General features: G+C 66.3%; 17 protein-coding genes. 11 read left to right on the forward strand and 6 right to left on the reverse strand.

The window, feature by feature from the left end; translation table 11 throughout:
* The first annotated feature begins 144 nt into the window (after window positions 1-144).
* Window positions 145-870 (forward strand): OmpW/AlkL family protein, encoded by a 726-nt coding sequence (locus AWB79_RS05535; RefSeq protein WP_374728523.1) that lies wholly within the window; start codon window positions 145-147, stop codon window positions 868-870.
* 27 nt (window positions 871-897) lie between these two features.
* On the opposite strand, the gene AWB79_RS05540 is transcribed toward AWB79_RS05535, so the two are convergent.
* On the reverse strand, window positions 898-2478 hold the full coding sequence (locus AWB79_RS05540; RefSeq protein WP_061166500.1) for a hypothetical protein: 1581 nt from the start codon (window positions 2476-2478) through the stop codon (window positions 898-900).
* Here AWB79_RS05540 and AWB79_RS39320 point away from each other — a divergent pair.
* Together AWB79_RS39320 and AWB79_RS05545 are read left to right on the forward strand one after the other, a co-directional pair.
* Window positions 2477-2965, forward strand: a complete 489-nt coding sequence (locus tag AWB79_RS39320) for a hypothetical protein (RefSeq protein ID WP_157695693.1) — start codon at window positions 2477-2479, stop codon at window positions 2963-2965. The genes AWB79_RS05540 and AWB79_RS39320 overlap by 2 nt on opposite strands.
* Window positions 2953-3720, forward strand: a complete 768-nt coding sequence (locus tag AWB79_RS05545) for a hypothetical protein (protein ID WP_061166357.1) — start codon at window positions 2953-2955, stop codon at window positions 3718-3720. The genes AWB79_RS39320 and AWB79_RS05545 overlap by 13 nt, the downstream gene beginning before the upstream one ends.
* A 14-nt stretch (window positions 3721-3734) precedes the next feature.
* Here AWB79_RS05545 and AWB79_RS05550 read toward each other — a convergent pair whose 3' ends face one another.
* Window positions 3735-4751, reverse strand: a complete 1017-nt coding sequence (locus AWB79_RS05550; protein ID WP_061166358.1) for a LuxR C-terminal-related transcriptional regulator — start codon at window positions 4749-4751, stop codon at window positions 3735-3737.
* Window positions 4752-5089: 338 nt separating this feature from the next.
* Here AWB79_RS05550 and AWB79_RS05555 point away from each other — a divergent pair, with 338 nt between their 5' ends.
* Window positions 5090-8452 (forward strand): adenylate/guanylate cyclase domain-containing protein, encoded by a 3363-nt coding sequence (locus tag AWB79_RS05555; RefSeq protein WP_061166359.1) that lies wholly within the window; start codon window positions 5090-5092, stop codon window positions 8450-8452.
* Between the two features lie 8 nt (window positions 8453-8460).
* Here the strand turns inward: AWB79_RS05555 and AWB79_RS05560 are convergent, their stop codons facing one another.
* The gene (locus AWB79_RS05560; RefSeq protein WP_157695694.1) at window positions 8461-9447 is read right to left on the reverse strand and encodes a CAP domain-containing protein; all 987 of its coding nucleotides are present in this window, start codon (window positions 9445-9447) and stop codon (window positions 8461-8463) included.
* Between the two features lie 91 nt (window positions 9448-9538).
* On the opposite strand from AWB79_RS05560, the gene AWB79_RS05565 reads away from it, so the two are divergent.
* The 4 genes from AWB79_RS05565 (at window position 9539) to AWB79_RS05580 (ending at window position 13800) form a co-directional block, all read left to right on the forward strand.
* Complete coding sequence (locus AWB79_RS05565) at window positions 9539-10369, forward strand: helix-turn-helix transcriptional regulator (protein WP_061166360.1); 831 nt, start codon at window positions 9539-9541, stop codon at window positions 10367-10369.
* Between the two features lie 157 nt (window positions 10370-10526).
* Window positions 10527-11873, forward strand: coding sequence for an MFS transporter (locus tag AWB79_RS05570; RefSeq protein ID WP_061166502.1), 1347 nt, complete (start codon window positions 10527-10529; stop codon window positions 11871-11873).
* A 22-nt stretch (window positions 11874-11895) separates the two neighbouring features.
* The gene (locus tag AWB79_RS05575) at window positions 11896-13599 is read left to right on the forward strand and encodes an FAD-dependent oxidoreductase (protein ID WP_061166361.1); all 1704 of its coding nucleotides are present in this window, start codon (window positions 11896-11898) and stop codon (window positions 13597-13599) included.
* 15 nt (window positions 13600-13614) lie between these two features.
* Window positions 13615-13800 (forward strand): hypothetical protein, encoded by a 186-nt coding sequence (locus AWB79_RS05580; protein WP_082862285.1) that lies wholly within the window; start codon window positions 13615-13617, stop codon window positions 13798-13800.
* Between the two features lie 60 nt (window positions 13801-13860).
* On the opposite strand, the gene AWB79_RS37985 is transcribed toward AWB79_RS05580, so the two are convergent.
* Complete coding sequence (locus AWB79_RS37985) at window positions 13861-14022, reverse strand: DUF1328 family protein (protein WP_008346326.1); 162 nt, start codon at window positions 14020-14022, stop codon at window positions 13861-13863.
* Between the two features lie 543 nt (window positions 14023-14565).
* Here AWB79_RS37985 and AWB79_RS05585 point away from each other — a divergent pair.
* The 3 genes from AWB79_RS05585 to AWB79_RS05595 all read left to right on the forward strand — a co-directional run bounded on the left by AWB79_RS05585 (window position 14566) and on the right by AWB79_RS05595 (window position 18803).
* The gene (locus AWB79_RS05585; protein ID WP_061166503.1) at window positions 14566-16482 is read left to right on the forward strand and encodes an AAA family ATPase; all 1917 of its coding nucleotides are present in this window, start codon (window positions 14566-14568) and stop codon (window positions 16480-16482) included.
* A gap of 61 nt (window positions 16483-16543) precedes the next feature.
* Window positions 16544-17464, forward strand: coding sequence for a LysR substrate-binding domain-containing protein (locus AWB79_RS05590; protein WP_061166363.1), 921 nt, complete (start codon window positions 16544-16546; stop codon window positions 17462-17464).
* 85 nt (window positions 17465-17549) lie between these two features.
* Entirely contained in the window at window positions 17550-18803 is a 1254-nt protein-coding gene (locus AWB79_RS05595; protein ID WP_061166364.1) for an MFS transporter, read from the forward strand.
* Between the two features lie 21 nt (window positions 18804-18824).
* Here the strand turns inward: AWB79_RS05595 and AWB79_RS05600 are convergent, their stop codons facing one another.
* Together AWB79_RS05600 and AWB79_RS05605 are read right to left on the reverse strand one after the other, a co-directional pair.
* Entirely contained in the window at window positions 18825-19175 is a 351-nt protein-coding gene (locus tag AWB79_RS05600) for a hypothetical protein (RefSeq protein ID WP_061166365.1), read from the reverse strand.
* 11 nt (window positions 19176-19186) lie between these two features.
* Complete coding sequence (locus AWB79_RS05605) at window positions 19187-20041, reverse strand: serine hydrolase (RefSeq protein ID WP_061166366.1); 855 nt, start codon at window positions 20039-20041, stop codon at window positions 19187-19189.
* Between the last annotated feature and the right edge of the window lie 23 nt (window positions 20042-20064).

Below are 20064 nucleotides of genomic sequence, written 5' to 3' on the forward strand. Positions count from 1 at the left end.
CGGCCGCGCGGAACGATCATTCGTGCGACCCGGCCCCGTTTCGTATCCGCACAACGCTCCCGTTCATTTCGATTGATCTAACGAACGATTCAGACGATGATCGCGAAACATCTTATGAGATGCTCACGGCCAGGGAGAGACCGATTGAACACGAAACGGATTCTGTGCACATGCGCGGCACTTGCTTCGATCTGCTCCACCGCACACGCGCAAAGCGCCGGCAGTATCTACGTCACGGGCGGCTGGTTTCATCTGTCGCCGCAGGACAGCAGCGAACCGTTCAGGATCAACGAGGTCGGGGGCAATCCGGTCAACATCACGGCGCCGGGCACGGGCGCCAGCATCTCCGACGCCGACACGGCCGGCTTCACTGTCGGCTACTTCGTGACGGATCACATCGCGGCCGAATTCGAATTCGGCATTCCTCCCAAGTTCGATCTGAGCGGCACCGGCTCGCTCGCATCCTACGGCAAACTCGGCACGGTGAAGCAGTGGAGTCCCACGCTGCTCTTCAAGTACTTCTTCCTCGGCCCGCAAACCAAGTTTCGCCCCTATGTGGGGATCGGCGTGACGCGCACCTGGTTCACCGACGGCACGATCACCAATCAGGCTTTCCAGGCCAGCGTGCTCGGCGGGCCGACCAGCACCAGCGCAAGCAGCGTATGGGCGCCGGTGTTCAACGTCGGCTTCACCTATGCCTTCACCGAGCACTGGTTCGCGGGCTTCTCGGTCTCCTACATTCCGATGAGCACGACCGGCACGTTCAACACGCAATCGCAGACGCCGGTGGGTACGCTCTCGCGCCAGAGTTCGGCCAAGCTCACGCTCGATCCGATCGTGACTTATCTGCGCGTCGGCTATAAGTTCTGACCCGCGCGGCCGCACAGGCCACGCATTTCATTGCGCGGCCCGCGCGGCCTCGACTCGCGAGTGCGTCTTCTTAGTCGTGACGGGCGGCGCCGTTTCCGCACGCAGATGCGGACGCGCCGGAAACACGGTCGTCACGAGCCGGTCAATGAAGGCGAAGAACTTGTCGGACGCGTAGCCCGCGACGAACGCGACCGCGAGCGGCGAGAACTCCACGCCCTCGTGCAGCACCTTGCTGAACAGGCCGATCGAGATACCGACGATCACCGCCGCCGTGATATGCGCGCGATTGGCCACCTTCGAATGCTCCGGATCGAACAGGCTCGCCGAAGTATCCGCGTTGAGCTGCCGCAGGATCGCCGCGCACGCGCCGAGCCATGCGTACAGCACCGGCAACAGAAAGCTCGTGACCGCGCCGACGAAGCCCAGCATCACATCGCGATCGTTGACCGCCATCGCGCGGATGTCCTGATACACGGCCATCTTCTGGAAGCCCTGATCGACGGCTTCCTCCGGACGCCAGACCTGCACCTTCCTGCCCCCTATGGTCTCCGTCTTCGGCCCGGTTTCGAGCAGCGGCAGGTCGACCTCCAGCGCGTGCCGGCGCGTATCGGCGTCGCAGGCCCAGTCGACGGTCGCCGGTCTGTCGTCGGCCATGCTGTCGGTCTCCTGCGTCGCGTCTATCGGCAGCAGCGGCATCGCGAGATCCGCGCGCAGTTCGCCGCGCTTGCCCGCATGCCTGCCGCTGGTCGCGCAGCGCGGCTTGTACGGGCTCTCCTTCCCGCCCATGAAGAGCAGCCAGCGAATCTTCTCGGTGCGCTTGACGTCGGCGTAAAGCTGCCGGTTGTTGGTCGCGAACTGCTGCAGCAATTGCTTGATTTCCAGCGCGGGCTGCGAGTTCTGCAACTGCGCCACCGCGCCTTCGCCTTTGTCCTTCGCCTCGAGGATGTCCTGGCGATACGCCTGCAGCAGGTTGTGCATGTTCAGCGCGGCGGCGTCGTTCTGCGCGACGACCTTGGTCACATCGCCTGAAATCTGATCGACCATGAACAGCAGGCACGACAGCGACACGACCACGAAGGCCAGCAGATACGACGCCCTCGCATAGACCTTGATCGCCTTGCGCGCACCGATGCGCGCCTCCTCGCCGGCCGTCTCCGCGGTGATCGGCGACACCGCCCGCGCGATGCGCCCCATGCCGCCATAGAAGAGCGCCTCGGTCATCGCGTTCCACGCGAGCTCGAACTGCGCCGCCCGCGCGACCGAAAGACACGCGATATCGCTTTCCGGCAAGGTCTTGCCCGCGTGCGCCGCGTAGGACACCAGATCGCCGCAGCGGTCCACATCCGCCGCGATGCGCGGGTTCGGATACCGCGCGTCGCACGCGATGCGATTCATCGCGGCATGCAGCGCGCGGCGGGTGCGCGCATGCACGGCGCCCGCCTCGTGCGCGCGACGCGCGGCGCTCACGGCGGCGATATCGGCATCGCGCAGCGGCACGCCCGTGCGCACCGCGTGCGCGATCAGCTTGTCGCAACGCGCGAGATCGACGGCGATCGAGCGTGTTTCGTCCGGGTCGCCGGCATCGCTGGAATCAGGTGTCTCGGTCATGATCGCCTCCTCGTGGCTGACAGGACTCGTCAATCGGCATGGCGGATTCATCGATTCGTTTGAAATCCTGATCGATGTGGATTTTTCAGCCTGCTCCAAAAAGGACGAAGACGCATCCCCTCTTTTGAATCCCTCCTTCTGGGTGCCGCGCGCCGTGCAATTCTTGCCGTTCGAGCGCGTTCTATATGCAGCGGGCCTGCGCGGCCTCACGCCCTCATCTCTTGCCCTGAATCCGGGCGCTTTACCCCCCTCTACGACTTTCGACGTAGCCACTTCGGTTGATTCTTGCCTGCCCGCGCCTCTCCTAATTTTCGACGCAGAAACGAGCGCGCCCCAAGGCACGCGACGCTTCCGCCGCACCGGCTGCGTGTCATGGCCATCGCGGCGCCACTTCTCCCGCTTGACTGGTTCAACCGAAACAGGAGGCGTCATGTCACCTTTGCCAAACACGTTTCATGCGTCGCGGAGTGCATCATGGAAGCGTTGACGCATGCAGGTCCGAGCCTAGTGCTCGATGCCACGACGCTGCTCGATCTCTGGCAGCGCCGTTCGAGTCTCACCCAAACCGAAATGGGGCAGATCTATCAGCTCGTGCGCGTCGGCTTGCGCGGCTACCATCCGTCGGAGTTGCGCGCGCTGCCGGAAGACAAGGAGGAACTCATCGCGCAGTTCATCTTCTCGCGCGTCCTGCGGCTCGATGCCGATCGCGCCGCGTCGCACGCCTGCGCCGAAAGCGCGCCTTCCACCGTCTATGCGTTGTGCGCGTATTTCCGGCGCTATCTGATCGATTGCCTGCGCAGCGCAAGCCTGCAGCGCAACGTCTCGCTGGAAGTCGACGACATGGCCGCGCGCGTCGACGCGCACGCGCGCTCGCTCGACGATCCGGTGGACACGGCGCTCGCGGAACATGGACTGAGCGAGGCAAGCGTGCGCGCCGCCGCGCGCCTTTTCGTGAATTCGCTCTGCGCCGCCGACCGCGTGATCCTGCGCGCCGCGCTCGGCGCGGGCCAGGAATGCAAGGGCGGATTGAAGGGCGTCGCGATCGAGTACGAAGTGCCGTCGTATCACTATCGCGCGCGCAAGCTCGGCGTCACGCGCAAGAAAACCGCGACGATCGCGGATTTCAGCGACACGAAAATCGGCACCTGGCTCACGACGAAACTGCGCCTCGCGCTCACGCCCGAGAACCGCGACGTGATCCTGATCGTGCTCAATCTGCTCGCGCTCGAAGCAGGCGCGTGAGCCTTGCGTGAGCTTTATGCGCGACGGGCGTTGTCGGCCTGCAGGCGGCTCGTGAGCAGGCGGATCAGGTACATCGCGAATTCGGGGTCCTGATAGGAGAGACGGATCGCATCGGCGGAACCTACGATACGCATCTCGCAGTCGGTCTTGCATATCGCGGTCGCGGTGCGCCGCCGCTCGGGCGAAAACACGCCGATCTCACCAAGCACTTCGCCCGCTTCCAGTTCGATGCCGAGCTCGCTCAACAGCACCCTGCCGCGCGCGAGATAGAACAGCTCGCCGCCCGCATCGCCGCGCCGGAACAGGACATCGCCCGCGCGAAAGCGATGTCCGGGCGTATCCGCGAGCAGATGGGCGATCGAGATGCGCCCGAGCGAGGCATTGCCGGCCTGCGCATCGCGGATGCTTTCCAGGCGCGCCGCCGCCGCGCTCGCCTCGCCTCGGCTCGTGACGTTGAGCAGCTTGAAGATCGCTGACAGATGCGTCTTGACGGTGGCTTCGGCCATGTCCAGTTCGCGCGCGATGACCTTGTTGGAGCGTCCGCGCGCCACCAGCGCCAGCACCTCGACCTGGCGCGGCGTCAGATGCAGGTTAGGCGCGGCTTCGGCATCCGCTTCGGCGCGCGGCGCATCCGCTTCGCCGCCGCGTTCCGCGCGCAACGAACGGGGCAGAAACACGCCACCGGAGAGGGCGAGCCGCAAGGCGTCGAACAGCATGTCGGACGATGCGGACTTGTCGAGGCATCCCGACACGCCGGCCGCGATCAGCGCACCGACCTGCGCCTGGCTCGCGTGGCTCAACAGCACGACGACCGGCGCCGTGCGCGCACGGACGCGGACCGCTTCGAGCTGGTCCGGCGTGCGGCCGGCGCTGTCGCCGTCCATGACGACGCAGTCGGGCGCCGGATCATCCGCTAGCTGCGCGTCGAGGCTTTCTTGCACGCGCACCCGCGCGTCTTCGGCGAAGCGGCCGAGCAGCGCCGCCACGCCTTCGCGAAACAGTCCGGGCACTCCGGTGATCAATATGTCCATGCGCGTCCTCGCGATCGTTGCGGCGTGCCCGAAAACGCGGAAATGCAACGCGCTTCGCGCCGCCTTGACGGAACGCGCGCGGCATGCGGCGGCGCTCCGCTCATCGACATCAATCCTATACCGGCGGACTGCATTTCACTGCAGAGCGCGCAACGTCACGCCGCATCGACGACAATCCGCACGCGCGTCCGGCACCCGACACGGAGTCCTACTCATCGCCCTTCGTGCATGAACTAGACTTATTTCACGAAGCCGGAGCGCGGCGGCGGCCACGCGCCAAGCGTCGCTCTCCGGCGATCGGCGGCAATGCGCGCCCATTCCCACGGAGGAGTCGCGTGATGGATTCGCTTTCGGCCTGGCTCGCGAAACTCGGACTCGAACGCTATGACGAAGTGTTCCGCGCCAACGGCGTCGATCTGGAATCGCTTCCGCTTCTGACCGAACAGGATCTCATCGAACTCGGCGTACTGCTCGGTCACCGGCGGCGTCTGTTCGACGCGCTGTCCGCCGCGCCCGCCCCCAAACCCGTTCCCGCCGTCGCTCCCGCGCCGCCCGATATCCCCGAGCCCGCCCGGGCGCGCCGCCCGCCCGGCGAGCGCCGCCAGCTCACCGTGCTGTTCTGCGACCTGTCCGGCTCCACCGAGCTCGCTCAGGCGCTCGACGCCGAGGAGTTGCGCGAGCTCATGCGGATGTATCAGGAAACCGCCGGGCGCGTGGTCGCGCGCTACGACGGCCACGTCGCGCAATATCTCGGCGACGGCCTCGTCATCTATTTCGGCTTTCCGCAGGCGCACGAGGACGCCGCCGAACGCGCGTTGCGCGCAGCGCTTGAGATCGCCGCGGAGGTCGGCCGGCTCGCGGCCGCCGCGCCGCTGCGCGTACATATCGGCGTGGCGACCGGCGCCGTGGTGGTCGGCGAACGCGAAGGCGACGACTCGTCCGCGTGCGATACGGCCGTGGGCGCGACGCCGAACCTCGCGGCGCGGCTCTGCGCCCTGGCCGCCCCCGATCAGATCGTGGTCGCGCCCGCCACGCGCCGCCTGCTCGGCCATACCTTCGAGTTCGAAGACCTGGGCGAGCACACGCTCAAGGGCTTCAGCGCGCCGGTGCAACTTACGCGCGTGGTGGGCCTCGCGCAGCGCGAAAGCCGCTTCAGCGCGATCCGCCCGGATCGCACCACGCCCTTCGTCGGCCGCGAGCACGAAGTCGAACTGCTGGTGTCGCGCTGGCGCACCGCACGCGACGGCGAAGGCCAGGCCGTGCTGCTCGCGGGGGAACCGGGCATCGGCAAGAGCCGCATCGCCCATGTGCTGCGCGAGCGGCTGATCGACGGCCAGCACGTGACGCTGCTCTACCAGTGCTCGCCGTTTCTGACCAGTTCGTCGTTTCATCCGATCATTGGACATCTTGCCGAAACCTGCGATTTTCAGCGTCACGACACGCCCGACGCGAAGCTCGACAAGCTCGAAGCGCGCCTCCAGCTCACACCCGCCGAGCGCGAGGAAATCGGACCGCTGTTCGCTGCCCTGCTCTCGCTGCCGACGGGACGCTACCCGCCGCGCATGGATTCGCCGCAGCGGCTGCGCGAAGTGACCATCGAGGCGCTGGTGGAGCAGCCGCTCAGGCTCTCGCGCGGCCAGCCGGTCCTGATGATCTTCGAGGACGCGCAGTGGGCCGACGCCGACACGCTCGAGACGATGGCGCGCTTCATCGAGCGGATTCGCCACTGGCCGATCCTGTTGCTGATCACCTGCCGGCCCGAGTTCACGCCGGCCTGGACCGCGCACGGCAACGTCACGCTGCTGCATCTGAACCGTCTCGCGCGGCGTCAGGGCGCGCGTATCGCCAGGGAGCTGACCGCCGTCAAGCCGCTGCCGCCGGACGTGCTGGAGCAGATTCTGGAGCGCGCCGACGGCGTGCCGCTGTTCGTCGAAGAGCTGACGCATACGGTGCTCGAAGCCGGCTTTCTGCGCGACGCCGGCGATCACTGGGAAACCAGCGGGCCGGTCGCGCCGCTCGCGATTCCCTTCACGCTGCACGATTCGCTGATGGCGCGGCTCGATCACCTCGCGCCGGTCAAGGCGGTGGCGCAGATCGGCGCGTGCATCGGCCGCGAATTCGATCATGCGCTGCTCGCCGCGATCGCCGCGATCGATCCGCCACGCCTCGAAGAAGCGTGCGCCGCGCTCGAAGCGAGCGGCCTCGTGTTCCGGCGCGGTTCCGGCGACGATGCCGTCTATCGTTTCAAGCACGCGCTGGTCGGCGACGTCGCCTACGACAGTCTGCTGAAGAGCCAGCGCGTGAGGATTCACGCGCGCATCGCGCGGGCGCTCACCGAAGAGTTCTGCGATCGCGCCAAGGCGAGCCCCGAACTGCTCGCGCAGCATCTGACGCGCGCCGGCATGGTCGATCGCGCGCTGCAACAGTGGATCGCGGCGGCGCGCGCCGCGATCGCGCGCAACCGGCACCGCGAAGCGCTCGCGCATGTCGACTCGGGGCTCGCGCTCGTCGCCCAGGCGGATCCGGCGCAGCGCGCGGACTGCGAAGTCGCGTTGCTCGTGACGGGCGCCGCGTGTCACTGGGCGCTCAAGGGCTATGCGTGCAGCGAGGTTTCCGTGCTGTGGGCGCGCGCGGAAGCGCTGCTGGATAGCGTCACGTACGAACGCCTGCTCGTGCTCGCGCTCGTCGGCATCAACACCTGCGCGTACGCGGCCGCCGACTCGCGCAAGTCGTTCGCGACGACCGAGCGGCTGATCGGCCTGGCCGAACACACGGAGGACACCGACAGCAAGATCGTCGCCTATGCGGCGGTCGGCCCGATCCTCTATCAACGCGCGGACTTCGCGCGCTGCACGGCGCTGCTGCAATACGTGATCGATACCTACGAAGTCGAGCGCTATCGCGGCTACGGGCGCTTCAACGACGCCAAGGTGACCGCCTGCTGCTGGCTCAGCTATTGCCATCTCGCGGCGGGACGCTTCGATCAGGCGCGCGCGCTGGCGCGCATGGCGGTCGAGCACGCCGATGCGCTCGCGCAGCCGTTCGTGCTGTCGCAGGCGATCAGCGTCGGCGCACGGCCGTTCGTCGAAGCGGGCGACATCGGCACGGCGCGCGAGTTGTGCCGCCGCTGCATCGACTTGTGCGACACGCAGCGCCTGCCCTTCTGGAAAGGCTGGGCGATGGTCTACGAAGGCGTCGCGTTCGCGCGCGAGGGACAGCACGCAAACGCGCTGAGGCGTCTGGACGAGGCCATCGCGCACCTAGCGGACAACGGCGGGCGCAACGATCTCGGCTATATCCACGCGTGGCGCGCGCAATCGCTCGCGCATCTCGGACGCTTCGACGTCGCACGCAACAGCATCGCGGCCGCGCACGACAACTGCCTGCGCACCGGCGAGCAGATCGGCATCGTCGACCTCGCCTATGCCGCCGGCGTGATCGAGCGGCTCGATCCCGACGCCGCGCCGGGCGCGGCCATCGAATCGATGCGCGCCGCCGCCGCCGAGGCGCGCATGCAGAATCTGCGTCTGCTCGAACTGCGCGCGTCGATGGAACTCGCGGCTTTGCTGCACGCGCAGGGACGCAGCGAAGAGGCGCGCGCGTGTCTCGAACCGGTGGTCGACGGCATCGACGAAGGGCAGGACTGCGCGCAGATGATCGAAGCGCGCCAGTTGCTTGCGAGTTGCGTGACGCTCGCGTGACGTGACGTTCAGCGCTGCCCGGTCACGGCCACCGATTCGGGCCGCGCTGCATCGCTCGTCGTGGTGAACGCCCAGCTCAGGTCGAAGCGCGCGCGCTTCGAAAGCTGCCTGAGCGTGCCCTGCGCGCGCACGGTGTAGCGCGTCGCGTGCCGCAACGGTTCATAGGGCGTGCAGATGGCGGTGTTGCGCGCCGCGTCGGCGAGCGCAAGCGGGGCGATCCTGCAGGGGATGGTCGAGCCGCGCGCGTCGCGCAATTCGAAGCTCTTCAGTTCGATATGCGCGTTCGGCCCGCCCGACAGCGTGATCGGATAACCCAGCACCTGCCCGCGATAACGGCTCTCCGGCCCCATCGGATCGGGCTGCTCGTTGTCGATCCACGCGGCCGGAACCTGCGTCTGGCCGTCGTACGGCCACGCGATCAGTTCGTGGTCGGCGAGCGCCGGCGCGATATCCGCGAAGTCGACGACGGTCACCGCGCCCGCGCTCGCGCTTGATACCAACGCCGATGCCTCGCCGCCCCGCGCCCAGTCGAACAGCAGCGCGCCGCGATGATACGGCGACGCGAAAATATGCTCGATGGGTGGGCTCTGCATCTGCGAAGCGCCGATCAGCGCGACGACCTCGCTCGCGCTGTGGGCGCGCGTATGCAGGCGCACGCGCGTGAGCACGTCGGCGCCGGTGAAGCCCGGCTTGCCTTCGATTTCCTCGTGCGTGCCGGCGCGGTTCATCGCCAGATAGCGCGCATGCGCCGATGCCGCCGCCTCGATGCCGTGATCCGCGGCGATCGCCGGAAGCCCGACTTCCTCGCGGCGGGCGTTTACGTAATCGAGCGCGGTCTGGCCGGCTTGCGCGCGGGCGGCGCCGGGAGCCGGACGCAGCTCGACGACGACGGTGCTGTAAGCGAATTCCTCCTGCCCGGTTTTCCCGGCCTTCGACGCGCATCCCGCGATGGCGAGCGCAAAGACCGGCACGCAGAGGCAAAAGCTGATACGCATGGCGCGTTCGCGGAGTTTGTGAGTCGTGCAGGTTGCCACGTCCTCGCGCGCTTAAAATGGCGGGACGCTCACGCTTTCAAATCCGCACATCATGCGCTCATGGCGACTCGACCGCGCGACTTCCCCCGGGCAGCTCGATCTGAGCCGCGCGACGGGGCTCGTGTCGTCCATCGGCGCCGACGACTCCAACGCGCTCGCCGCCGAAGTGCTGAAGCTGCTCGGCGACATCGGCGCGATCTCGCAATGCACGATCTTCGCGTATGAATTCGGCAACCGGCCGCGCACGGTATCGGTGGCGGATCATCGCGGCGGGCGTTTTCTGCGCGATGTCGCCGACACCTACGCGCGCCATTTCTACGCGCTCGACGGCAATCAGAAGATCGTCTCATCCGCCCGAAGTAACAAATCCGGCGATAAACCCGGCGCGATGCTCGTGCTGCATCAGCAGACCAGCGAGGACATCGCCAACGAAGCGTACCGCGCCGCCTGCTATCGCCAGCCGAACGTATCGGATCGCGTGTCGCTGCTGGTGCAGCCCTCGGCGGATCTGTGGCTCTCGGTGAATCTCTATCGCGACCAGCGCTTCGGCAATTACCATCCGCGCGAGATCGCGCTGATCGAAGCGATGGCCCCGCTCATCGCGCACGCGGCGCGGCATCACTACGCCATCTGCGGGCAGCGCGACATGCCCATCTCGCACCTGATGCTCGCGCGCCTGCGCGGCCTGTGCCCCGACCTCTCGAAGCGCGAACTCGACGTCCTGACCGGCGTGCTCGAAGGACGCAGCGCGCAGGAAATCGGCGACGCGATGGGCATCAAGGCGACCAGCGTCGTCACCTATCAGAAGCGCGCGTATCGCAGGCTCGGCATTTCGAGCCAGCGGCAACTGTTCGCGCTGTGCATCGGGGCGGGCAAGGTCTGACGGCCCCGGCGCATTGGTGTTTTCCCCAAGCCTTTCCAGGTCCCGCGCTGTACCCAATTTGAGGACAGGCGGCGTGATCGCGCGCTCCATACTGCGACGCATCGCCACGCGCCGATGACCGGCCCGTAGAAGCGATGTGCAAACCGGAGACGACGACATGGAATCGACCAGCCCACACGGCGCGCTGCACGCGAGCCCCGACCCCGCCGCATCGCGGACGCACGAACAGGCGGTGATCGCGAAAGTTTCGCGGCATTTGCTGGGGTTCCTGTTCGTGTTGTTCTTTTTCTCCTTTCTGGACCGCATCAACATCGGCTTCGCGGGGCTGACGATGATGAAGGACCTCGGCCTCTCCAGCACGCAATTCGGCCTCGCGACCACGCTGTTCTATGTCGCCTACATCGCGTTCGGCATTCCGGGCAACGTGGTGCTGGCGCGCATCGGCGCGCGCCGCTGGATCGGCACGATCATGATCGCGTGGGGACTCGCGTCGACGGCCACGATGTTCGCGACCAGCCCGACCTCGCTCTATATCTTGCGCGTGCTCGTCGGCGTGACCGAAGCGGGCTTTCTGCCCGGCATCCTGCTCTATCTCACGTACTGGTTTCCCGGCGCGTATCGTGCGCGCGCCAATGCGCTCTTCATGATCGCGATGCCGGTGACGGCGGCGGTCGGCTCGGCGCTCTCGGGCTTCGTTCTCGGGCTGGACGGAACGCTCGGGCTCAAGGGCTGGCAGTGGCTGTTCCTGCTCGAAGGCTTGCCGTCCGCGCTGCTCGGCCTCGTCGTCTATCGCTATCTCGACGACAAACCGGACGACGCCCGCTGGCTCGACGCCGATGAAAAGCGCGTGCTCGCCGTCACGCTCGCGGCGGAGCATCGCGGCGACACGACCGCGCAGACGCACGGCACGAACCTCGTTTCCGAGCTGCTGTCGCCGGCCGTGGTGAAGTTCGCGATCGCGTATTTCTGCCTCGTCAACACGCTGGCGATGGTCGCGGTGTGGACGCCGCTCATCGTCAAGAGCTTCAGCGCCGATGCGAGCAATCGCACGATCGGTCTGCTCGCGGCGATCCCGCAAATCTGCACCATCGTCGCGATGATCGCGTGGGGCCGACGCTCGGATCGCAAGCAGGAGCGCAAGTGGCATCTGATGCTGCCGATGCTCTTCTCCGCGCTCGGCTGGCTGTGCACCGCGTACTCCGCGAATCCGGCGATGCGCATGCTCGGTGTATGCCTCGCGTCGGCGGGCTCGTACACGGCGATGTCGATCTTCTGGACCACGCCCGATCACGCGTTGAGCTTCAAGGCTCGCGCAATCGGCATCGCGGTCATCAACGCGACGGGCAATATCAGTTCGGCGCTCAATCCGCTGATCGTCGGATGGCTCAGGGACGCGACGCACAGCTTCACGTCCGGGCTGATCTATTCGGCGGTGCTGCTCCTGATCGGCACGGTCGTCGTGATGATGCTGCCGATCAAGCGAACCCCGACGCACGCCGTTTGAAGCATCAAGCAAGGAGCATTCGATGAACAAGTCTTTCAAACCCTATCCGTTCAGCGCGAAGAAATACGCGGCGCGCATTCCCGAGCTGCAGCAAGGCGTCGATGAGACCCGCCATGCGGTGACGATCGTCGGCGGCGGACCGGTGGGTCTCGCGGTCGCGCTCGGGCTCGCGAATCATGGCGTGCGCTCGGTGCTGATCGAAGCGGACGACTCGGTCTGCCACGGCAGCCGCGCGATCTGCATCTCGCGGCGCAGCCTGGAGATCATCGAGCGGCTCGGCGCGCTCGACGGCTTCCTCAAAACCGGCCTGCCGTGGACCGGCGGACGCAGCTTCTATCGCGACACCGAAGTGCTGCACTTCACGATGCCGCAGGACGAGAACCAGAAGCTGCCGCCCATGGTCAATCTCGCGCAATATCACATCGAGCAGTATTTACTCGACGCCGCGCAAAAGCGCGCCGACCTGATCGACATCCGCTGGCAGACGCGCGTGAAGTCGATCGACTCGCGCGACGACGGCGCAACGCTGCAACTCACGACGCCCGATGGCGACTACGCGCTCGACACCGGCTGGGTCGTGGCCTGCGACGGCGGCCGCAGCACGATACGCGAGGCGCTCGGCCTGCAACTGCAGGGCACGAGCTACGAAGGGCGCTACGTGATCGTCGATATCGAACTCGACAGCGAGCGGCCGACGGAGCGCCTCGCCTACTTCGATCCGTCGTCGAATCCGGGCTCGACCGTGCTCGTGCACAAGCAGCCCGACAACGTGTGGCGCATCGACTATCAGTTGCGCGACGGCGAGGACGCCGACGAAGCCGTGAAGCCCGAAAACGTGATGCCGCGCGTGCAAAGCCTGCTCGACATGATGGGCGAAACCGGCGCATGGTCGCCGATCTGGATCACCATCTACAAGGCCAATGCGCTGACGCTCGAACGCTATCGCCACAGTCGTGTGATGTTCGCGGGCGACGCCGCGCATCTCGTGCCGATCTTCGGCGTGCGCGGCGCGAACTCGGGCATCGACGACGCCGACAACATCGCATGGAAGCTCGCGTTCGTCGTGAAGGGGCTCGCTTCCGACACGCTGCTCGACAGCTATTCCGACGAGCGCGTCGCGGCGACGCACGAGAATCTGAGTTACGGCACGAAGAGCACGGAATTCATGGCGCCGCCCTCCTTCGCGTTCGAGCTGATGCGCACCGCCGTGCTGAGTCTCGCCGCGAAGCATCCGCAAGTGCGTTCGTTGATCAATCCGCGGCAGACCTCCGCGATTACTTATACGAATTCGCCGCTGAACGTACCCGATCGCGATGCATTCGCATCCGGTCCCGCACCCGGCTCGGTGCTGGCGGAATGTCCGGTGACGATCGTCGAAGGCGGGCATGGTCGCGAAGCGCATCTGACCGATCTCGCCGGCGCATGCTTCACCGCGCTGTGCTTCACGGAAGATGGCAATGCGCCCGCCACATTCGCCGTGCTCGCGAATGCGCTGCGCGCGGGCGGCGTGCAACTCAAAACCGTGCCGCTCTGCGCGCGGCTCAATCCTCAGACGCCCGGCGTGCACGCATGGGATCACACGGGACGCATCTTCGAACGCTACGACGCGTACCCCGGCACCGTGTATCTGCTGCGCCCCGACGGCCATGTGCTCGGACGCTGGCGCGACGCCCAGCCGCGCGATCTCGAAGCGGCCATTACACGCGCGCTGTCCGCCTCAATCTGATCGAAGGAGAACATGATGACCGATGCACAACTCGACGCCGTCTACACGCGGCTGTGCAAGACGATGACGCAACTCGGCGAAGCAAACGCGCCGCTGTTCCTCGCGCGCTTCGCGTTGCTCTCGATCAATCAGATGAACGATGCGGATGCGTCGCTGCGACTGATCGACGAAGCGAGCGATGGGATGAATCATCAGGCGTAGTGAAAACGGCGTCGTGCCGCCCATGCGGACACGACGCCGTAAGCAGAAATTTCAATGACGTCATCGCCTCATGAGGCCCATGACGAGCGTGACCAGAAAGATCACGAGGAAGATGAAGAACAGGATCTTCGCAATACCCGCGGCGCCCGCCGCGATGCCGCCGAAGCCGAGCGCCGCGGCGATGATCGCGATGATGAAAAACACCAACGCATAGTAGAGCATGACGGTATCTCCTTGGGGTTTTAAAGGGTCGGTGCGAAGGCATTCGCACGGACCGTGCCCACACTGAAGCAAGCAGTATTCCTTACCGGATGGAGCGGACAGTTTTGCCGTGATATCCTTGGCTCCGCCCCTGCGTACGCCATCGAACCTGCATCGAACCTGGATCGAATTACGAGCGCGGATTGCCTCGCCTAAACGAACGGCCGTTAAAAAAGCGCGCCGTTTGCCGTTAATAAAAACCAAGACGTCAAATCGACACGGCGCGGCTGACTTCCGTTCGTGCACCGTTCCGCGTTGTTGAATGGTCATGCAATACGGGCACCATTCAGCGGAGCTATCCCCAGTAATAAGGGCCATGCTCGCATGATTGACGATCTGCGGTTCAAGGTCGATCGCTTCGCCCTCTTGAGCGTCTCATCGCGCGCGGCAAGCATCCCACCACCGAATGCATGGAATACACGACTCCGGCATGCCCGGACGCCCGTTGTCCCGACGACCAGATTTTGAATGCGGCGCCATTGCGGCCCCATTAGGAAAGAATTGATGAAACCGGCAAGGAATTCGTTGCGGTCGCGTATTGGCCGCTATGTCGCGTGCGGCGCGATCGCCGTCGCGGTCGTGGCCACCGTAGGCTTTCTTCATTGGCGTAATGAACTGCATTTTGCGAAACCCGAACCCACCGCGCTGAGCGGCGTGGCGAACCAGATGCGGCATGACGCGTCGGCATGGGCGCATCAGGAGAAGGACGCGTCGCAAATGCTGCGCGACATTCGCGGCGGCCAGGTCGCGGCGATCGGCGTGAGCCGCGAGGCGATCCTCGTGTCGACCCTCAAGGGCGACCGATACTACGTGGCCGATCACAACGGCGCGTTTTCCAATTCACTGCTGCTGGGCGACCTGAAGCCAGGCAGCACTTCGCCCTATCAGCTCGTCTGGCTGCCGGACGCCGATGTGCGCACCGGCGCCGCGCGCTGGGCCGAGATGTTCGACCGCTCGCGCGACGCGCTGAGCCTGTTGCTACCACTGCTGATGGTCGGCGGTCTGCTGTGGTTCATGCGCCGCGAGATGCGCGGCGGCGCGCAGTTGCTCGGCACTTCGCCGACGCTGCGTTTCGACGATGTCATCGGCGCGGGCGAAGCGAAAGCCGCCCTCGCCGATGTGCAAGCCTGGCTCACGGAGCCGGCACAATTTACCGGCATGGGCGTGCGCGCGCCTTGCGGCATCCTGATGACGGGCGGCCCCGGCGTCGGCAAGACGCGGCTCGCGCAAGCGCTCGCGGGCGAATGCGGCGCGAACTTCATCGCGATCACGGGCAGCTATTTCAGCGCGAAGTACTACGGCGTCGGCATTCAGAAGGTCAAGCATCTGTTCGAGCTCGCGCGCAAGAACGCGCCGACGGTGATCTTCATCGACGAAGCCGATGGTCTCGGCAAGCGCACCGATACCGGCGGCGGCCCGGTCGAGGCGGAGAGCAACCGCATCATCAATCAGTTGCTCGCGGAGATGGACGGCTTCGAATCGAACGAAGGCGTGATCATCGTCGCGGCGACCAATCATCCGGACAATCTCGACGAAGCGCTGCGCCGTCCCGGACGCTTCGACCGCACGGTGGCCGTGCGTCTGCCGAGCCTGGACGATCGCGCGGAGATCCTGCGCTTCTACGCCGCGAATCTGACGACCAAATCCGCCGATATCGATTTCGATCAGCTCGCGCGTCTGACCACGGGCCTCTCGCCCGCGACGCTCTCGATGATCGTCAACCAGGCGGGACTCGTCGCGCGCAAGAAGGGCGAACGCGAAGTGGGCGCGGCGCATTTCATGGAAGCGATCAAGATCGCGCGCATCGGCGACATCAACGGCGCGGAGCGCGCCCTGTCCGACGACGAGCGCACGCGCATCGCGGTACATGAAGCGGGGCACGGACTCGTCGCCGCGTTGCTCAATACCGGCGTGCTCGAAGAAGTGACGATCCTGCCGCGTGGCGGCGCGCTCGGCGTCGCGCTGATCACGAAAACGCAGGACAAGCATCTGTATCGCGAAACGGAGATGCGCAACGAGATTCAGGTCCTGCTCGGCGGCCGCAACGCGGAACTGCTGGTGTTCGACGAAGCGTCGAGCGGCGCGGCGTCGGATCTTCAGGAAGCGTCGCGGATCGGCCTCGACATGGTGTCGAAGTTCGGCTTCAACGAGGACGGCAATCTGTTCAGCCTCTCGTGCCTGCCGCAGCAGTACGCGGGCCTGCAACTGAAGAACTCGATCGAGCACGCCAATGCGTTGCTGCACGATCTGAGCGCCGCGTGCTACGCGTTGCTGCGCGCGAACGAGCCGGTGTTGCGCGCGATCGCGGATCAGTTGCTCGAAGCGGAGACGGTGCCGGGCGCGACGGTTTACCGGCTGATCGAGGAGCATGCGGCGGCCGTGGCGCAGGTCGAAGCCGTCGACGAGGTGCTGGCGGCGTAATTCCTCTCGCGACGCCGGGGCGATGGCAATATAGGCGGCATCACGCCACTGCCGCCTGCCCATGCCTCTGCGTCTTCCTCCTCTCAATGCGCTGCGCCTCTTCGAAGCCGCCGCGCGTCATCGCAGTTTCAAGCTCGCCGCTGCCGAACTCAACGTCACGCCGGGCGCCGTGAGCCACGGCATCGGTGCGCTGGAGGAGATGCTCGGCGTCGAACTGTTCGTGCGCGAGCCGCGCGGCCTGTCGCTGAGCACGGCCGGCGCGCAGTATCTCCCGTACATCGCCGAGGCCTTTTCGCTGATCGCCGTCGGCACCCAGTCGCTGCCCGACCGGCGCACGCGCCGCTCCATCGCCGTCACGTGCGCGCCGACGCTCGCCGCGCGCTGGCTCGTGCCGCGCCTGGCCGATTTCCGCGAACGCTGGCCCAACATCGATGTGACCGTCGACACTTCACGTCAGCAGGCGGGCTTTCCCGTCGACGGTTTCGACTTCGGCCTGCGGCTGAGCCGGGGGCCGGTGGACGGCGCGGCGTGGCGGCGGCTCTTCGGCGAGCAGCTCGTGCCCGTTTGCAGCCCGGCGTATCGCGCGATGCTGACGGACGCGAGCGGCGCGCCGGACCTTGCGCGCGCGACGCTGATCCATGTCGATACCGCGAGCCAGGACTGGCAGGCGTGGATGGACGGCGCGGGCATCGATGGCCTCGATCTGCACGGGGGCCTGCGCTTCGATATCGTCCAGCTCGCGTTCGACGCCGCCGCGGCGGGACTGGGCGTGGCGGTCGGCAGGCGGCCGCTGGTCGATCGCGAGCTCGATGCGGGCACGCTCGTCGAAGCATCCGCTGTGCGTATCGAGACGCAGACCGCCTACTGGCTGTGCGAGACGCCGCGCGCCGGCGCGCGCCCGGATCTCGCGGCTTTCCGCGACTGGGTGATCGCACAGGCGGCAGTGTTCCTCGCGAGCGCCGAAGTCGGTCCGCGCGATTGAACTGCGTTCATCCGTCGGCGAAATCTTTTCGTTTGTCAGCACGGACGTTCGCCTGCGACGATCCTTCGCAAGGAGGAAGCGAGCCATGTCGTCACTATCCGTTTCGAAGAACCCGGGCCGCGCCGCGAGCTGGGCGCTCATCGGCGCCGCCGCGCTGATCCTGAGCGCCGCCATGGGCGTGCGCCAGACCTTCGGGCTGTTCATCGGCCCGTTCTCGTTCGATCGCGGCCTGCCCGTCACGCTGATCGCCTTCGCCATCGCGCTGCACAACCTCGTGTGGGGATTCGCGCAGCCGTTCGCGGGCGCCGCCGCCGACCGTCACGGCGCCGCACCCGTGGTGGCCGTGGGCGCGGCCACCTTCGCCGCCGGACTCGCGCTCGCGGGCGCGGCGACCTCGGGATGGATGCTCGTGCTAGGCCTCGGCGTGCTGGTGGGCATCGGCATCAGTTGCACGAGCTTCGGCGTGGTGCTCGCGACCGTCGGACGCACGGCATCGCCGGAAACGCGCAGCGTCGCGATGGGTCTCGCGAGCGCGGGCGGCTCGCTCGGGCAAGTGCTGATGGTGCCGTTCGCGCAGGAAGTGCGCGTGCACGCGGGCGTGTCCATGTCGCTCTATGCGCTCGCCTTCGTGCTGCTGCTCGCCGCGCCGCTCGGCATCGTGCTCGATCGAGCGAGCCGCGAGCGCAGGCTTGCCGGCGTCGACGACACGCGCACCCAGCCGGCATCGATGCCGCTGCGGGTAACGCTGGCCTATGCGTCGCGCCATCGCGGCTATCGGTTGCTGACGCTCGGCTTCTTCACCTGCGGCTTCCAGCTCGCGTTCATCGCGACGCATCTGCCGGGTTATCTGCTGCTGTGTCACATGCCGGTGGGACTCGGCGCAACGGCGCTCGCGCTGATCGGCCTGTTCAACATGATCGGCAGCTGGGGATGCGGCTGGCTCGGCGGACGATGGAGGCAGCATCGCGTGCTCGCGTGGCTCTATCTGATTCGCGGCGCGACCATCGCGCTGTTCGTGCTGCTGCCGACGACGAGCGTCTCCGTCGTGATCTTCGCCGCCGTGATGGGCCTGACCTGGCTCGGCACCGTGCCGCTCACCAACGGACTCATCGCGAAGGTGTTCGGCACGCGCCATCTCGGCACGCTCTTCGGCGTGGTGTTTCTGAGCCACCAGCTCGGCTCGTTTCTCGGCGCGTGGCTGGGCGGCTATGTGTTCGATACGACCGGTTCGTACTCGCTGATCTGGGGCGCGACGGCCATCGCGGGTCTGGTGGCGGCGTTGCTGCACTTTCCGATCGACGACCGGCCGCTCAACGAGGCAACGCTCGCGTCGGCGTGATGCATCGACGATCGTCGACGATCAGTCAGGCTTCAGGCAGCCGCGCACCATCGACGCGTACAACGGGTCCGCGATGCGCCGCTCGAAGTATTCGACGAGCGTCGTGCCCGAAACCGTCCGCAGCCGAACGCCGATGGTCACGCCGGTGAAGAACGTCTCGGCGCGCAGACGTGTCGAGCCGTCCTTCGTGTCGCGGCTGAGTTCGCGCGTGCCGCTCTTCCAGCGCGACGCGATGCATTCCGCAACCGACGACTCGGGCGCCGCCGTGCGCGCCTTGAACATCGGCGAAAGCGCGAACACGCTGTCGCTGCGCGAACACGCCGCGAGTACGACGCACAGGGCGATCAACGTGGCGGCGTGACGTGTCTTCATTGCAGGCGTTCTCAGTGGTGGCGATGCTTGATCAGCCAGCTACGCAGGTTCACCGCGTCCTGGAAATGCGCCTGAGCATTCGGCGCGCCGAGAATGACGAACAGAACCGGACGGCCACGCACCTGCGTCACGATGACGAGGCAATGTCCCGCTTCATTGGTGAAGCCGGTCTTCTGCAACGCAACGCGCCATGACGCGCGATACACGAGCGGATCGGTGTTGCGATACTCGAGCGGTCCCGCGCCGCCGAGCACGAGCTTGTGATGCGAGGTCGCGTATTCGCGGATCGTCGGATAGCGATACGCCGCGCGCGCGAGCTTCGCGAGATCGCGAGCCGTCGAAACGTTGTGCGGCGAGAGGCCGGTCGGATCGACGAAATGGCTGCGGTTCATGTGCAGGCGCTTTGCGGTGCGGTTCATCGCGTGCACGAAACCCGCGCGCCCTCCGGGGTAATCGCGGCTCAACGCGAACGCTGCGCGATTCTCCGACGACATCAGCGCGATATGCAGCATGGTCTTGCGCAGCAGCAGCGACCCGACCGGCAGACGCGAGCGCGAATATTTGAGGCGATCGACATCGGCGTCGGTGATGCGCGCGGGCTTGAGCAGCGAGCGCTTCGAGTCGAGCACCACCATCGCGGTGAGCAGCTTGGTGAGCGATGCGATCGGCACGCGCTCGTCGGCGTGCCTGGCATAGAGCGTGCGTCCGGAAGTCAGATCGACGGCAAGCGCGGCGCGCGCCTGCACCACGGGTTGCGCGATGACGCGCTTCGCGTGCTTGGCCTGCCTGACATGCTTCGCGTGCGCGATGAGCGGCACGAGACTCGCAAGAAGAACGACGATGAAGAAGAGATGAAGTCTGAGCATGACGCGGTCAAAGGCGCGTCATC

Origin of the sequence: Caballeronia hypogeia (assembly GCF_001544875.2) — a bacterium.
In the GTDB taxonomy this organism is placed as follows: Bacteria; Pseudomonadota; Gammaproteobacteria; order Burkholderiales; family Burkholderiaceae; genus Caballeronia; species Caballeronia hypogeia.

Bases quoted from the DNA above. Each gene is read 5' to 3' on its own strand.
- AWB79_RS39320 (WP_157695693.1), top strand. From the start codon at position 2,477: ATGATCGCCTCCTCGTGGCTGACAGGACTCGTCAATCGGCATGGCGGA.
- AWB79_RS05540 (WP_061166500.1), bottom strand. From the start codon at position 2,478: ATGACCGAGACACCTGATTCCAGCGATGCCGGCGACCCGGACGAAACA.
- AWB79_RS05545 (WP_061166357.1), top strand. From the start codon at position 2,953: ATGGAAGCGTTGACGCATGCAGGTCCGAGCCTAGTGCTCGATGCCACG.
- AWB79_RS05550 (WP_061166358.1), bottom strand. From the start codon at position 4,751: ATGGACATATTGATCACCGGAGTGCCCGGACTGTTTCGCGAAGGCGTG.
- AWB79_RS05555 (WP_061166359.1), top strand. From the start codon at position 5,090: ATGGATTCGCTTTCGGCCTGGCTCGCGAAACTCGGACTCGAACGCTAT.
- AWB79_RS05560 (WP_157695694.1), bottom strand. From the start codon at position 9,447: ATGCGTATCAGCTTTTGCCTCTGCGTGCCGGTCTTTGCGCTCGCCATC.
- AWB79_RS05565 (WP_061166360.1), top strand. From the start codon at position 9,539: ATGCGCTCATGGCGACTCGACCGCGCGACTTCCCCCGGGCAGCTCGAT.
- AWB79_RS05570 (WP_061166502.1), top strand. From the start codon at position 10,527: ATGGAATCGACCAGCCCACACGGCGCGCTGCACGCGAGCCCCGACCCC.
- AWB79_RS05575 (WP_061166361.1), top strand. From the start codon at position 11,896: ATGAACAAGTCTTTCAAACCCTATCCGTTCAGCGCGAAGAAATACGCG.
- AWB79_RS05580 (WP_082862285.1), top strand. From the start codon at position 13,615: ATGACCGATGCACAACTCGACGCCGTCTACACGCGGCTGTGCAAGACG.
- AWB79_RS37985 (WP_008346326.1), bottom strand. From the start codon at position 14,022: ATGCTCTACTATGCGTTGGTGTTTTTCATCATCGCGATCATCGCCGCG.
- AWB79_RS05585 (WP_061166503.1), top strand. From the start codon at position 14,566: ATGAAACCGGCAAGGAATTCGTTGCGGTCGCGTATTGGCCGCTATGTC.
- AWB79_RS05590 (WP_061166363.1), top strand. From the start codon at position 16,544: ATGCCTCTGCGTCTTCCTCCTCTCAATGCGCTGCGCCTCTTCGAAGCC.
- AWB79_RS05595 (WP_061166364.1), top strand. From the start codon at position 17,550: ATGTCGTCACTATCCGTTTCGAAGAACCCGGGCCGCGCCGCGAGCTGG.
- AWB79_RS05600 (WP_061166365.1), bottom strand. From the start codon at position 19,175: ATGAAGACACGTCACGCCGCCACGTTGATCGCCCTGTGCGTCGTACTC.
- AWB79_RS05605 (WP_061166366.1), bottom strand. From the start codon at position 20,041: ATGCTCAGACTTCATCTCTTCTTCATCGTCGTTCTTCTTGCGAGTCTC.